Annotated in this window: 11 protein-coding genes and 1 pseudogene; 9 read left to right on the top strand and 3 right to left on the bottom strand. The window is 72.3% G+C overall.

Features of this window, described 5'->3' with window-relative positions; all coding sequences use genetic code 11:
* Nucleotides 1-77: 77 nt before the first annotated feature.
* Nucleotides 78-998: pseudogene (locus FHG89_RS20790) on the top strand (AraC family transcriptional regulator); the annotation flags it as partial.
* Between the two features lie 160 nt (nt 999-1,158).
* Complete coding sequence (locus FHG89_RS20785; protein WP_244295670.1) at nt 1,159-3,381, top strand: hypothetical protein; 2,223 nt, start codon at nt 1,159-1,161, stop codon at nt 3,379-3,381.
* A 9-nt stretch (nt 3,382-3,390) separates the two neighbouring features.
* On the opposite strand, the gene FHG89_RS20780 is transcribed toward FHG89_RS20785, so the two are convergent.
* Nucleotides 3,391-4,146, bottom strand: a complete 756-nt coding sequence (locus FHG89_RS20780) for an SDR family oxidoreductase (RefSeq protein ID WP_139586076.1) — start codon at nt 4,144-4,146, stop codon at nt 3,391-3,393.
* A gap of 123 nt (nt 4,147-4,269) precedes the next feature.
* Here FHG89_RS20780 and FHG89_RS20775 point away from each other — a divergent pair, with 123 nt between their 5' ends.
* Nucleotides 4,270-4,923, top strand: a complete 654-nt coding sequence (locus FHG89_RS20775) for a class I SAM-dependent methyltransferase (protein WP_139586075.1) — start codon at nt 4,270-4,272, stop codon at nt 4,921-4,923.
* A gap of 359 nt (nt 4,924-5,282) precedes the next feature.
* Nucleotides 5,283-6,398: an ice-binding family protein gene (locus FHG89_RS20770; RefSeq protein WP_244295668.1), complete on the top strand. Its 1,116-nt coding sequence runs from the start codon at nt 5,283-5,285 to the stop codon at nt 6,396-6,398.
* A gap of 183 nt (nt 6,399-6,581) precedes the next feature.
* Here FHG89_RS20770 and FHG89_RS20765 read toward each other — a convergent pair whose 3' ends face one another.
* Complete coding sequence (locus FHG89_RS20765) at nt 6,582-7,121, bottom strand: P-loop NTPase family protein (RefSeq protein WP_139586073.1); 540 nt, start codon at nt 7,119-7,121, stop codon at nt 6,582-6,584.
* A gap of 163 nt (nt 7,122-7,284) precedes the next feature.
* On the opposite strand from FHG89_RS20765, the gene FHG89_RS20760 reads away from it, so the two are divergent.
* Both FHG89_RS20760 and prfH read left to right on the top strand, forming a co-directional pair.
* A complete protein-coding gene (locus FHG89_RS20760) occupies nt 7,285-8,451 on the top strand; it encodes an RNA ligase RtcB family protein (protein WP_139586072.1) in 1,167 nt (388 codons plus the stop codon).
* Nucleotides 8,448-9,068, top strand: a complete 621-nt coding sequence (gene prfH, locus FHG89_RS20755) for a peptide chain release factor H (RefSeq protein ID WP_139586071.1) — start codon at nt 8,448-8,450, stop codon at nt 9,066-9,068. The genes FHG89_RS20760 and prfH overlap by 4 nt, the downstream gene beginning before the upstream one ends.
* Here prfH and FHG89_RS20750 read toward each other — a convergent pair.
* A complete protein-coding gene (locus FHG89_RS20750) occupies nt 9,059-9,349 on the bottom strand; it encodes a hypothetical protein (protein WP_208761037.1) in 291 nt (96 codons plus the stop codon). The genes prfH and FHG89_RS20750 overlap by 10 nt on opposite strands.
* Nucleotides 9,350-9,435: 86 nt before the next feature.
* On the opposite strand from FHG89_RS20750, the gene FHG89_RS20745 reads away from it, so the two are divergent.
* The 3 genes from FHG89_RS20745 to FHG89_RS20735 all read left to right on the top strand — a co-directional run.
* Nucleotides 9,436-10,257, top strand: coding sequence for a PIG-L family deacetylase (locus FHG89_RS20745; RefSeq protein ID WP_139586070.1), 822 nt, complete (start codon nt 9,436-9,438; stop codon nt 10,255-10,257).
* A 66-nt stretch (nt 10,258-10,323) separates the two neighbouring features.
* On the top strand, nt 10,324-11,643 hold the full coding sequence (locus tag FHG89_RS20740) for a serine hydrolase domain-containing protein (RefSeq protein WP_139586069.1): 1,320 nt from the start codon (nt 10,324-10,326) through the stop codon (nt 11,641-11,643).
* 206 nt (nt 11,644-11,849) lie between these two features.
* A partial coding sequence (locus FHG89_RS20735; RefSeq protein WP_139586068.1) for a glycosyl hydrolase occupies nt 11,850-14,225 on the top strand: 2,376 nt, incomplete at its 3' end.

The raw sequence follows: 14,225 nt of genomic DNA, 5'->3' as shown, positions 1-14,225 counted from the left end.
GCCAGGCTACGAACGGTCACTCTGGACCGCCTATAGTCTGGAGTCCGTCATACTTTAGGGAGCGTCCAGGAGGTGGGGTGGATCCGCTCGAAGAGGTGCTGGCTCTCCTCGGCGCCACGAGTCACGTCTCCGCCGGCCTGGTCGCCGGCGGCCGCTGGGCCGTCGCGTTCGACCCGCCGGCCGGGGCCAAGTTCAACGCCGTCCGTCGCGGCCGGTGTCTCCTGCGGATCGACGGCGACCCCGACCCGGTCAGCCTCGACGAGGGCGACTGCTTCCTCCTGACCCGACCGGTGGCGTACACGCTCTTCAGCGAGCCCGACGCACCGGTCGAGCCAGCGCACTCGGTCTTCGCCACCGCCGTCGCCGGCGTGGCCCAGGCCGGCGACGGGGACGACGTGTTCCTCGTCGGCGGTGCGTTCACCCTGGGCGACCGGGCCCGCAGCCTCCTGCTGGACAGCCTTCCGCCGGTCATCCACGTACCCGCCGACACCCCGGAGGCCAGCGCCGTCCGGTGGGCCCTCGACGAGATCGACGCCGAACTCCGACGGACACAGCTCGGGTCGAGGCTCGTCGCCGAGCATCTCGCCCTCGTCCTGCTCATCCGGGTCCTGCGGTTGCACCTCGCCCGCGACCCGCAGGCCACGACCGGCTGGCTGGCCGGTCTCGCCGACCCGGTGGTCGCCCCGGCACTGCGGGCGCTGCACGCCCGGCCCGCACAACCGTGGACCGTGGACGACCTCGCCCGCGCCGCCATGGTCTCCCGGTCGACGTTGGCGGCCCGCTTCAAGAAGGTGGTGGGCGTCGGCCCACTGGAGTACCTCACGAGTTGGCGGATCGAACTGGCGGCCGACCGCATCCGGCGCGGCTCGGACACCGTCGCCACCATCGCCCACGCCGTCGGATACGGCTCGGAGAGCGCCCTCAGCGTCGCCTTCAAACGCACCACAGGCGTCTCACCGCGCGCCTACCGGCAGCTGGCCCGCTCCGGGCGGTCCGGACAGCCGACCCCGGTCGCGAGCGCCGTGAGCAGCCGCCGGCCGGCGGTTGGGGCCGTCCGGGCCGGGTAGAACGCGGAGATGGCGGCCCGGCCTCGGCTCAAGGACATGCCCGACGCCGGTCAGGACACGTCGGGGGGCGATGTCGGATGGACCAGCGCGGTTGAGCGGGCCGGACGTCCCCGGCGACGTCGTGGAGTTGCGGGTGCACGGCGTCTCCGGCGCCAGCCCCGACCAGGTGCTGGACCTGCGGCAGATCACGCAGGTCGCGGGCGACCGCAGCGGAGGCTTCTACCGGCAACGACCCCGGCATACGGACACCGGCGCCGCGCACGGGGTGACGCTGGAGGCGTACCGCTGGGGTGACCTGCCGTCCGGGACGGTGGCCCGCACCCTGGCGTTGGTCTTCCTGCTGCCGTTCATGCTGGTAAACGTCGCGATCTGGATGCGTCCGGCGGACCCCCGCTCGGAGGCCGTGGTCAAGTCCCTGTGCCGGGTGCTGGCGCTCACCCTCACCGCGCTGTACGTGCTCGCCATCTCCGGCGTCGCGCTGGACCTGGTCGGCTGGAAGTGCACGGCCTCGCCCCGCTGCCTGGCCGGCCGCAGCTGGTTGTCCTGGTTGGGTGGGCAACCGGTCGGGCTGCGGCTGGCGGTGCTCGCGCTCCTCCCGGCGGCCGCCATCGGCCTGGTCTGGCGGTTCAGCAACCGGCCGGGACGGGCGTTCTCCGCGTTCCGCGCACCCGACCGGGACGTCTCCGACCTTCCACTCGGCGCCATCGGCCAGTGGGACGCCGAGCCCCTGGTGGGGCGGCTGCGCTCCATCCATGTCGCCGCCGCGCTCGCGACGCTGGACCTGACGCTGCTGCTCGCCCGGGCCGCGACCGGCGCCACGGTCACCACGATCGGGCTGGCCGTGGCCACCGCCGTGGTCCTGGCCGCCTGTGTGGGTCTGCTCTGCACACCGCCGCTGATCGACCGGGGCGCCACCGACCGCCGGCTCGACCGGATCACCTCCGCGCTGCGGACCGTCGCGGTCGTCCTGACCGCTGTCGTCATGGTCCACGCGCTGGCCAGCTCCCAGCCGTGGAGCCACGAGCGCGGGCTTCCCGGCTACGACACGACACTGGCCGGCGTGTTCGTGGCGCAGACGACGCTGCTGGCCGCCCTCGGCGTGGTGCTGCTGTTGCGCCGCGACCGCAGGCGGGGCGTCACGTCGATGTTCGGGCTGGGGGCCCTCTTCATCGCGGCGACCGGGATCAGTGTCGCGGTGGCGTACTCCGCCGAACTGGTCTACCGGGCGGCGGACTTCCTGGACCGCGACCTGCCCACCGGGGAGGGCATCGCCACCGGCCCTCCCCCGGCGTACACCTGGGCGATCTTCGGTTTTCTGCGCGCGGTGGCGCTCACGCTTGTCGTCGCCGGCCTGCTCGCGCTCGTCTCCCGACGCGCTCGGCACCGGGCCGCGGCGGCGATCGTCGCGCACGACTACCCGGATCCGCCTGCGGAGGCGGTGCCTCGACTGCGGCAGGTCCGAACCGCGATCGCCCGTGCCCGGTTCACCGAGAAGCTGGTGCCGCTGGCGGTCGCCTACGGCTGTTTCGCCGGGCTCGGCACGGCCACCACCACCATCGGCCTGATCGGGCAGTTCCCGAGTGACGTCGTCGAGCGGTTCGCCGGGCTGCCGGCCGGCGCTGTCACCTTCGGCATCGCGTTCGGCAGCTGGGTGATCGCGGCGATCATCCTCGGCCTGATCGTCGGCGGTGTCTTCGCGTACCGGACGGTCCCGTTCCGGCGGCACGTGGGCGTCCTGTGGGACCTCGGCACCTTCTGGCCCCGGGCCGCCCACCCGTTCGCGCCGCCCTGCTACTCCGAACGGGCCGTGCCGGAGCTGACCCGGCGCATCACGTACCTCGTGGGACGCGGGAACGCGGTGCTGCTCACCGGACACAGTCACGGCTCGGTGCTGCTCGCCGCGACGGTGCTGCAGTTGCCGCCGCACGTCGGCAACCGGGTCGCCCTGCTCACCCACGGGTCGCCGCTGCGACGGCTGTACGCGCGGCTCTTCCCCGCCTACGTCGACGACGCCGCGCTGCGCGAGATCGGCCGGCGGGTCGGCTGGCGCTGGGTGAACCTGTGGCGCGACACGGACCCCGTCGGCGGTTGGATCTTCTCCGCCCACCGGTCGCCGGTCCCGCCCGCCACCGGTGACCCGGCGGACGCGGTGGACCGCCGCCAGCGCGACCCCCGCGACGTGGTGACACCGCTCAGCGACAGCGTGCCCCCGCCGATCGAGGGGCACTGGCCGGGCGAGTCCGACGAGCCGTTCACCCGGGCGGCGCGGGAGCTGGTGCGGCGCCTGCGCGAGCGGGCCGGCCCGACGCCGTAGCGGACCGGGTCACCTCCCGCCGGCCGTGCGGGCCCGCCAGTCGTCCAGCCGGGTACCGGCGAGGCGGGCGCCGTCGGCGGGGACGAGTGAGCGTTCGCCCAGCCTGGCGCCGAAGTACCGGGCGGCGGGGTCGGTCACCACGGAACGGGGATCGTGTCGCGCCGCGAGGACGGACCGGCCCAGCTCGTCCATCCGGAACTGTTCCGGCCCCGCGACCTCGACGACGCCGTTCGTCGGCGACCCCACCACGACCTCGGCCACCGCCTCCGCGACGTCGTCGGCGGCCATCGGCTGGATGAGCACCGGCGCGAGGTGGACCGTGTCGCCGTCCGTGGCGGCGTCGACGACACCCTGGAGGAACTCGAAGAACTGGGTCGCGTGCACCAGCGAGTACGGGATCCCAGCGGCGGCGACGAGTTTCTCCTGGGCGGCCTTCGCCCGCATGTACCCGCTGTCGGGGATCCGGTCGGATCCGACGATGGAGAGCGCCACGTAGTGCCCGATCCCCGCCTGCGCCGCCGCGGCGAGGAGGGTACGGGTGGACGTCTCGAAGAACTCCCGCACGGCCGCGTCCTCGAACGACGGCGAGTTCGACACGTCGACCACGACGTCGGCGCCGGCGAGTGCCTGGGCCACGCCGTCGCCGGTCAGCGTGTTCACACCGGTCTTCGGCGACGCCGGCACCGCCTCGTGGCCCTGGGCGCCGAGGATGTCCACGAGCTTGGAACCGATGAGGCCGCTACCCCCGATGACGACCATCTTCATGGCAGATCCACTTCCTTCCGACTGTGCCTCCTCCCCTGACCAGTAAGACGGAAACCGTGCGCCCGTGCGTGACAATCGCCGGAGAACGGTGTGCGGAGTTCACCACCACTACTGGAGGTCGGCATGGCCGCGGTTTCCCACCCGGTGTTCGCCCGGGTCTACGAGCGCCTCAGCGTCGCCATGGACCGGGCCGGCACGGCGGAGCACCGGCGGGACCTGGTCGCGGGCCTGTCCGGCCGGGTGATCGAGATCGGCGCGGGCAACGGCCGGATGTTCCCGCACTACCCGCCCGCGGTGACCGAGGTCCTCGCGGTCGAACCGGAGCCACGCCTGCGCGCCGCGGCCCTGCGCGCGGCGTCGACGGCGCCCGTGCCGGTCACGGTCGTCGACGGTCTGGCCGAGGCGCTGCCCGCCGGCGACGGCGAGTTCGACGCGGCGGTGGTCGCGTTGGTGTTGTGCACCGTGCCCGATCAGGCGGTCGCACTCGCCGAGGTCGCTCGGGTGCTACGCCCCGGCGCTGAGCTGCGGTTCTTCGAGCACGTCGCCGTCGAGGAGCCCGGCCGCCTGCGGCGAGTTCAGCGGCTGGTCGACGCGACACTGTGGCCGGCGCTCTTCGCCGGCTGCCACACGAGCCGCGACACCATCGCCGCCGTCCAGGCGCAGGGCTTCGTCATCGAGGAACTGCTGCGGTTCCGTTTCCCGGCGACCAGCAACAGCCCGTCCTCGCCCTGCGTCCGGGGGCGCGCGGTCCGACCGGCACCGGCGGACCCGCGCTGAGGACGACCACCGGACGGCTCGGGTGCCACTCCGCGCCTATGCCGGGAGTCCACACCGGGCGGACGGACGCGAGAGGACTTCCGACACCGTGCACCGCAGACGGTGTGAAGGCTTCTTCCGAACGAGTCGAGACATTTCCGTATTGTTCCGTTTTGGTGGTATAGGCGCCTTCGACGTGGTGTGGTGGTCAGCGCACTTGTCTGCCATCTACGCCGCTTAACGCAGGACACGGCTTCTGACGTCTCCCTGCGAGTAATACCCACGGAGGGTGTTCTGTGACAGCAAAACCCAATCAGCGCGTTCGGCGAAGGCTCCTTCCGGCACTCGGGGCGTCTGCGGCCACCGTCGTCGCGGCGAGCGTGCTGCTGCTGCTCAACTCGACGTCGGCGATCGCCCAGGAAGCACCGGTGAACCTGGGGACGGCCGCCAACTTCTCGGTCCTGGCCGGGGCCGAGCCGACGAACACCGGCCCGAGCTTCCTCGCGCAGAGCCTCGGGAGGTTCCCCGGAAACACCGCGTCGGGCTTCGGCACGGCGACCATCGGCGGCGAGGTTCACCTCGGCGACGCGGTCGCCCTCCAGGCCCAGAGCGACCTGACCATCGCCTACAACGACGCCGCCGGCCGGACACCGTTCACCAATCTCCCGGCGGAACTCGGCGGCAACACGCTCAACGCGGGCGTCTACCGGATCGGGGCCGCGCAGCTGACCGGGGCCCTGACGCTCAACGGTCAGGGCGACCCGGCCGCCGTGTTCATCTTCCAGGTCGACTCCTCGTTGACGACGGCATCGAACAGCAGTGTCGTCCTCATCAACGGCGCGTCGGCGTGCAATGTGTTCTGGCAGATAGGCAGCTCGGCCACGATCGGCACGGGAACCACCTTCGTGGGCACCATCATGGCGCAGGCGGCGATCACCCTGGCCACCGGCGCGACGCTGCAGGGACGCGCACTGGCGCGCACCGCGGCAGTCACCCTCGACACCAACGTCATCACCGCGCCGGTCTGCGCTGGCCCGACGGGCCCGCCGGGACCATCCGGCCCACCGGGACCGTCTGGTCCCCCCGGACCGTCGGGCCCTCCGGGGAGCCCTGGCGCACCCGGCAGCCCCGGAGCACCGGGCAGCCCCGGAGCACCGGGGAGCCCTGGCGCACCCGGCAGCCCCGGAGCACCGGGCAGCCCCGGAGCACCCGGCAGCCCCGGAGCACCCGGCAGCCCCGGAGCACCCGGCAGCCCCGGAGCACCCGGCAGCCCCGGAGCACCGGGCAGCCCGGGCGCACCGGGCAGCCCGGGCGCACCCGGAGCACCCGGAGCACCCGGCAGCCCCGGAGCACCTGGCAGCCCTGGTGGCGATGCTCCGATCCTGCCGGTGACCGGGGACGGCCGGGTCGCGGCCATGACCGGCATGGGAAGCGTCATGGTCGCCCTTGGCGGGTTGGCGTTCCTCCTCGCCCGGCGCCGACGCCAGGAGTCCTGAGTGGTGGCCCGGCCGGTGACCCACCGGCCGGGCCGTCCGGGACGGTCCACCATCGGCCCGCTTTCAGCAGGGAGCGGGCCGATGGTGGAGGTGCCTCGTCGATCAGCGGTTCGCTGGCTTCCGAGGGCCCGGACCTGGTCGAGCAGGAGAGGCGTCGAGTCGCGGAGGCGCTCGTACCGGGCCCTAGACGGAGTCCGGCCGGGGCAGGCTGGCCAGCCAGTCGTCGAGGGCCGCCGGTGAGTCGAACAGCAGCACCGGGGGCACCGACGGGTCGTCCCGCCAGGCCCGCATCCGTCGCCTAACCCGGCCGAACGCGGCGATGTGCCAGATCAGGATCGAGTCGTGCGACAGCACGCTGCCCAGCGACTCACGGTTGCCGTTGCAGATCACCTCGCGCGTCACCAGACGTCGCACGGTACGGCGCAGCAGCTGCCAGAACGAACGCCACCGCGGGTAGTCCAGGCCGACCACCAGGTCGGCGCGGGCCAGCGGTACATCCCGCCAGCCGTGGTACGCCCCGTCGATGATCCAACGGTCCCGTCGGCAGATCTCCTCGATGCGACTGCGCTGCTGCGCGACCGGCACCTCGACCCAGCCCGGCTGCCACAGCAGGTCGTCCACCGGATACCAGGGCACCGCGAGGTGCTCTGCCAGGCGCGCGGCGAGGGTCGACTTGCCGGCGCCGTACACCCCGTAGACCAGGATGCGTCGCGGTGCGCTCATCGCGGCAGCGTATGCCGCGAGGAAAACTCGCTTGCCGGGTGCGGGCGGATTCCGCGAGAGTGGCACCCATGACGTACTGACGGACACACCCCCGCTCGCGCCCCGGTGACGACTCCCGGGCCGCGCCGCCGTCCGTCCGCTCGTCCCGAGAAGTGAGCACCCCTTGTCCCAGGTGTACTCCCGCACGCCCGCCACCGTCACCGTCTTCGCCTCGCCCGCGAGCTGGATCGAGTCCGACGCGCTCGCGCAGTGTCAGCAGGTCGCCGCCCTCGACGGCATGCTCCACGTCGCCGCGATGCCGGACCTGCACCCCGGCAAGGGCGCCCCCATCGGCGCCGCCATGGCGTCGACGGTGCTGTACCCGCATCTGGTCGGCTCCGACATCGGATGCGGCATCGCCGTGTTCCCCGTCCGGCTCAGGCGTGCCGTACCCGAACGCCTCGCCACCCGGTTCCCCGACCTCGACCGCGCGCTGGACCCGGAGCGGGACGCCGACGACCCGGCCTGGGCCGTCGTGCCGGCGGAGATCCCCGCCGGCCACCTCGACGGGCTGGGTACGGTCGGCCGGGGCAACCACTTCGTCGAACTGGCGCGCGTCGACACCGTCCTCGACGCGGGGCACGCGAGCCGTCTCGGGCTCGACAGCGGCGCGCTCGTGCTTGTCGTCCACAGTGGTTCGCGCGGGTTGGGCGAGCGGATCCTGCGGGCGCACACCGAGGTCCACGGCGCCGGCCGGGCCGTTGACCCCGAGGCCTACCTGGCGCTGCACGACGCCGCCGTGCGGTGGGGTTCGCTCAACCGCCGGGTGCTCGCGGCGCGGGTCGCGTACGCGTTGGGGGTCGAGCCGACCGAACCGATCGTCGACCAGTGCCACAACCTGGTCGAGGTTCACGACGGGGTCTACCTGCACCGCAAGGGCGCGGCTCCGGGTGACGGCCGGGACGTGCTCATCGCCGGTACGCGGGGCACCGCCTCCTGTCTCGTGGCCGCCCACGCCGGAGCGGACGCCAACCACTCGGTGGCGCACGGCGCGGGTCGCAAGATGTCGCGCGCCGACGCCCTACGCCGAGGCCGGGCCAAGCACACGGTCGAGGAGCTGCGTCGTACGCCGGTGGGCTCGGTGGTGGTCTGCGGCGATCGGCAACTGCTGTTCGAGGAGGCGCCGACGGCGTACAAGCGCATCGAGCAGGTGGTCGCGGACCTCGTCGCGCACGGTCTGGCCACGCCGGTGGTCAACACGACGCCCCTGGTGACCTACAAGACGCCGGATCTCGGGTCGGCGTCCCGCACCGGGCGGCGGGACCGGCGGCACGGGCGGGGCCGGTCGTGAGCACGTACCTGCTGCTGTCCGCCGGTCGTGGCCCGCAGGAGTGCGCCTGGGCGGTGGGCCGGCTGCTGCACCGCCTCACTGGTGACGCCGGCCGTCAGGGGTTGACGGTCCAGCAGGTCCAGGCCGTGCCGGGTGAGCGGCCCGGCACCTACCGGTCGGTGCTGATCCGGATCGCCGGCGGGGACGCGGAGGCGTTCGCCGCCTCGTGGACCGGCACCCTGTGCTGGCAGGCACCCAGCCCGTACCGGGCGGGCACCGGCCGGAAGAACTGGTACGTCACCGCGCGGCCGCCCCACGGCGACGCCCCGCCCACGCCGTTCGCGGAGTCGGACGTCGACATCGTCGGCTGCCGTACCGGCGGGCCGGGCGGTCAGCACCGGAACAAGGCCAGCACCGCGGTACGGGCGACCCACCGGCCGTCGGGCATCGTCCTGGTGGTGGACGCGGAGCGGCAGTTCAACCTGAACCGTCGCATCGCGTTGCGTCTGCTGCGTCAGCGCGTCGAGGAGGGTGCCGACGCGGCGCGGCGCGCGGTACGCACCGCCCGCTGGCGGGTGCACGACGAGCTGGTCCGCGGCGACCCGGTCCGCGTGGAACGTCCGAGGGCTCAGCGTTGAGCGCAGACGTCGAGCACGGCCTCGGCGAAGGCACGGGGTGCCTCCTGGGGCAGGTTGTGCCCGACACCGCCACCGACGGTCCGGTGCTCGTACCGGCCGGTGAACTGCTTGGCGTACACGCTGGGGTCGAGGTGGGGAGCGCCGTTGGCGTCGCCCTCCAGCGAGATGCTGGGCACCGTGATCGTCGGCTTCGCCGCGATCACGATGTCGACGTGGTCGGGGTTGTCCAGGGCCGCCGCGCTGCGGTCGAAGGTACGGGACGACCACCCGGTGGCCAGCATGGGCGCGACCGACGACCTGGATCGGCTCTCCCGGCGCCGTGGTGCGGGTCACCACCGATCCACGCCGGTCCTCGTAGGCTGACGGCATGGCTGAACGATCCCTGACCCTGATGGCGGTGCACGCCCACCCCGACGACGAGGCGACCAGCACCGGCGGCGTCCTGGCCCGCTACGCGGCTGAGGGGGTCACGACCGTGCTCGTGACCTGCACCGACGGGCGGTGCGGTGACGGTCCGGGCGGGGTCAAGCCCGGCGACCCGGGGCACGACCCGGCGGCCGTCGTGGCGATGCGCCAGGCCGAGCTGGAGGCCAGCTGCGCGGCGCTGAGGGTCACCCACCTGGAGACCCTCGGGTACGCCGACTCCGGGATGATGGGGTGGCCGACCAACGACCTCCCCGGCGCGTTCTGGACCACTCCGGTGGACGAGGCGGCGGACCGGTTGGCGGAGCTGATCCGGCGGTACCGCCCGGACGTCGTGGTCACCTACGACGAGAACGGCTTCTACGGCCACCCGGACCACATCCAGGCCCACCGGATCACGATGGCGGCCGTCGCGAAGACCGACATCCCCGCGAAGGCGTACTGGACCACGGTGCCGCGTACGGCGTTCGCGGAGTTCGGCAAGATCATGCAGGAGATGGGCGTCGAGTGGGCCGAGCCGGACGAGTCACAGCCGCAGCTGGGCCTGCCCGACGAGGAGATCTCCACCTGGGTGGACACCCGGGCGTACGGCGGGCAGAAGTTCGACGCCCTGGCCACGCACGCCAGCCAGACCGAGAACATCTTCTTCCTCCAGCTGGGCCGGGAGCGGTTCACCGAGCTGATGGGCCTGGAGACGTTCGTCCGGGTTCGGGACAGCACCGCCGCGCCGCTGCCGGAGGACGATCTGTTCGCCGGTCTCCGCTGACCTCGTCCGGCAGTCGTGGCGTGTCGACACCTGTCGACACGCCCGGCCGGCTGGCATGATCCCCCCGTGCGCTTCAATCGTCGTTCGCTGCTCGGTCTCGGCCTGTCCGCCGCCGCGGCACTCACCGGCCGCCAGGCGACGCACCCGGCGGAACAGCCGGGTTCGCGGCAGCCCGCGTCCGTGGACGCCGGCCGGGGCGGTGCCGCCGGCACCATTTCCCCGGGCCCTACGACGACAACGCTCAGCAAGCGGCTGACCCGCCTGCTCACCGACCACCTGGAACCGACGGCCGAGAATCCCGCGCACCCGTCGTACGCGGGCGCGGTGGCGCTGATCAGCACCGATGGGCAGACGAGCGCGCGGGTCACGGTGGGTGAGGCCCTGCGTTTCGACGCGGGACCGGTGCTCCTGCCAGCGGCGCAGCGTGTCCCGATGCGCCCCGACTCGATCTTCGACCTGGCGTCGATCACGAAGGTCTACACCGCGATCCTCGTGTTGCAGCAGGTGGAGACGGGTCGCCTCGACCTGGACGCGCCTGTGGTGCGCTATCTGCCGGACTTCACCGGCACCGGCAAGTCGGCAGTCACCGTGGCGATGCTGCTGGCGCACACGAGCGGTCTGCCGGTGGGCGCCAGCGGCACCGGTTCGGGCACCCTGGACGCGAGGTGGAGGGCGGTGCTTGCCACTCCACTGGTCTCGGGCGCCGTGCCGGGGCGCGTGTTCCGTTACTCAAGCGTCGGTCTGATGGTCGCCGGCAAGCTCGTCGAGAAGGTCACCGGCCAGACCCTCGACCAGGCACTGAAGACCAATCTGACCGACCCGCTCGGTCTGCGGTGGACCGGCTTCACCCCGAACACCTGGATCGGCAGCGCCGAGCGCGCGGCCCGGATGGTCGCCACCGACGCCCGCTCCTCCCGTGGGCTGCTGCGCGGGGTCGTCCACGACGACGTCGCCAACCACCTCGGCGGCGTCGCCGGGCACGCCGGCGTCTTCAGCACCGCGCAGGAGGTCGCCGTCATCGGTCGGCTCCTGCTCGACGGCGGCGTTCACGGCGGGCAACGGGTCCTGGCCGAGAGCACCGTACGGCTGATGCTGACAAACGCCAACGCCGGTCTGCCCGCGGTCGACGCCGAGCGTCCGGATCGCACCAGCGACCACGGCCTCGGCGTGGTGCTCAACCAGCCCTGGTTCATGGGCCGGATCAGTCGTCCGACCACCTTCGGGCACACCGGTTTCACAGGCACCTCCCTGGTGGTCGACCCCGACCGCAGGCTCGTGCTCGTCCTTCTCACCAACCGGGCCCACCCCAACTGGAGTTGGGCGGACCCCGACCCGGTTCGGGTCGCCGTGGCCGACGAGTGGGCCCGCTGGTACGACCTGACCTGACGGCGCGCGTCCGGCCCTGGGTTCGGGTCAGCCCGGCCGGCGGCAAATCGCGACATCAGCACGCAACCAGCCGGACACATTGACGAGAATCTCGGCGTTCGATTACCGTGCCCGATGAGAGAGCGCTCTCTCAGCAGACCTTCTCCTCAATTAAGACGAAGGCGTCGGGCCGGCCCCCGCCGGCGCCGGCGCGCGATGGAGGCACCATGAAACCTCCCGTCCCCCACCGCCGATGGATCCTGGCCGTCACGACCGCCCTGGCGCTTGTCGTCGGCGGCCTGGCCATCCCCGTCACCGGTCCCGCAGCGGCGGCCCCCGTCGGCGCCGGCAGCTACACCACCACCCCGGTCGGGCCGCTGCCCACGGGCTGCGGGCCGATGTCCACCAACCCCCGGCAGTTCGTCACCGCCAACGCCCCCGCCGGCGCGGTCCCCACCAACGACTGGTGGTCCTCGCTGCTGTTCAAGCGCACCGACTGCTCCTTCAGCGAGCCCCTGCACGCCCACCCGATCTCGTACGACACCTACACCGACGGCCTCGGCTTCTCCGCCAACTCCACACCGGCCATCAGCGGCACCGCGACCGGCGTCGGCGAATTCCACTACCCGTACGTCCAGGACATCCGGGTCGGCGTGGCCGGCCTCGGCGCACCAGTGGTCAAGGTCGACGGCTGGACCGACTGGACCGTCAGCCCGTACTGGAGTGACGGCACTCGCACCATGCGCGCCACCATCGGCCACGGGCTGCCCTTCGCGTACTTCCAGACCACCGGCGGGAACGCGCAGATCAGCACCGCCGGCACCCCCGAGGTCTGGTCCAACAGTGGCGCGACCATCGGATTCCGGGTCAATGGCCACGACTACGTCGGGTACGCGCCGAGCGGCGCCAGCTGGACCGTGGCGTCCGGCCGGATCACGTCCACCCTGGCCGGTCGGGGGTACTTCTCGGTCGCTCTCCTGCCGCCGACGTCGAGCGCCACCGAGCGCGCCGACCTGGCCGCCACCTACGGCCGGTACGCGCACGCCCACGTCACCGGCACCCAGGTCTCCTACGCCTACAACCCGGCGACCAGCGGCCTGACCACCACGTACACGTTCACCACCACCGCCCGGGAGGGCACCGCGACGCAGACGGTGGTCAGCCTCTACCCGCACCAGTGGAAGTCGCTGAGCGGGTCCACCGCGATCACGCCGACCTACCCGTCGGCGCGCGGCCGGATGAAGGTGCTCACCGGCGTCAACCAGTTCCGTACCGCCATGAAGTTCCAGGGTGTCCTGCCGGAGCTGCCCGCCGTCGGCGACGGCAGCGGAAGCGACCTGGCGAGCCTCACCAGCCAACTGGCCGCCGTCCGCGCCAACCCGATGGACCAGCGCGGCGGCGACACGTACTGGACCGGCAAGGGACTCGGCCGGGCCGCGCGGATCGCCGAGATCGCCGACCTGGTCAACGACACCACGACACGCGACAGCGCGCTGAACGCCATCCGCAGCACGCTCACCGACTGGTTCACCGCTTCCAGCGGCAAGACCAGCCGGGTCTTCTACTACGACAACAACTGGGGCACCCTGATCGGCTACCCGGCGTCGTACGGCTCCGACCAGGAACTCAACGACCACCACTTCCACTACGGCTACTACATCGCCGCCGCCGCGACGCTTGCCAAGTTCGACCCGACGTGGGCCACCACCAGCCGCTACGGCGGCATGGTGGACCTGCTGATCCGCGACGCCAACAACTACCGGCGCGACGACACCCGCTTTCCCTACCTGCGGGACTTCGACATCTACGCCGGGCACGACTGGGCGTCCGGGCACGGCTCGTTCGGTTCCGGCAACAACCAGGAGTCCTCGTCCGAGGGGATGAACTTCGCCAACGCCCTGATCCAGTGGGGGCAGGTCACCGGCGACACCGCCGTCCGCGACGCCGGCATCTTCCTCTACACCACCCAGGCCGCCGCCATCCAGGAGTACTGGTTCGACGTCAGCGACCAGAACTTCCCCGCCGCCTTCGGGCACTCCACGGTCGGCATGGTCTGGGGTGACGGTGGCGCGTACGCCACCTGGTTCAGCGCCGAACCGGAAATGATCCAGGGCATCAACCTGCTGCCCGTCACCGGCGGACACCTCTACCTCGGCAACAACCCGGCGTACGTCCGCACCAACTACGCCGAACTGGTCCGCAACAACGGCGGACAACCGACGGTGTGGCAGGACATCCTCTGGCAGTTCCAGGCCCTCGGCGACGCGGACGCGGCACTGGCGAACCTGCGGGCGAACCCGGGCTACACACCCGAGGAGGGCGAGAGCCGGGCGCACACCTTCCACTGGATCCGCAACCTCGCGGCGCTGGGCACCGTCGACACGACGGTCACCGGCAACCACCCGTTGTCGGCGGTCTTCTCGCGCAACGGAGCGCGTACCTACGTGGCGTCGAACCCGACCGCGTCGCCGGTCACGGTGACGTTCTCCAACGGCACCACGCTCACCGTGGGCGCCGGCAAGACGGCCACCACCGGGGCGTACACCTGGAGTGGCGGCAACGCGGCGGGCGGCGTACCCCCGGGGCCGACGCCCACCGCGTTG

It is taken from the genome of Micromonospora orduensis (genome assembly GCF_006228125.1).
Classification (GTDB): Bacteria; Actinomycetota; Actinomycetes; order Mycobacteriales; family Micromonosporaceae; genus Micromonospora; species Micromonospora orduensis.
The sequence above is the reverse complement of the archived record's forward strand: the minus strand, read 5'-3'. Positions and strand labels throughout refer to the sequence as shown.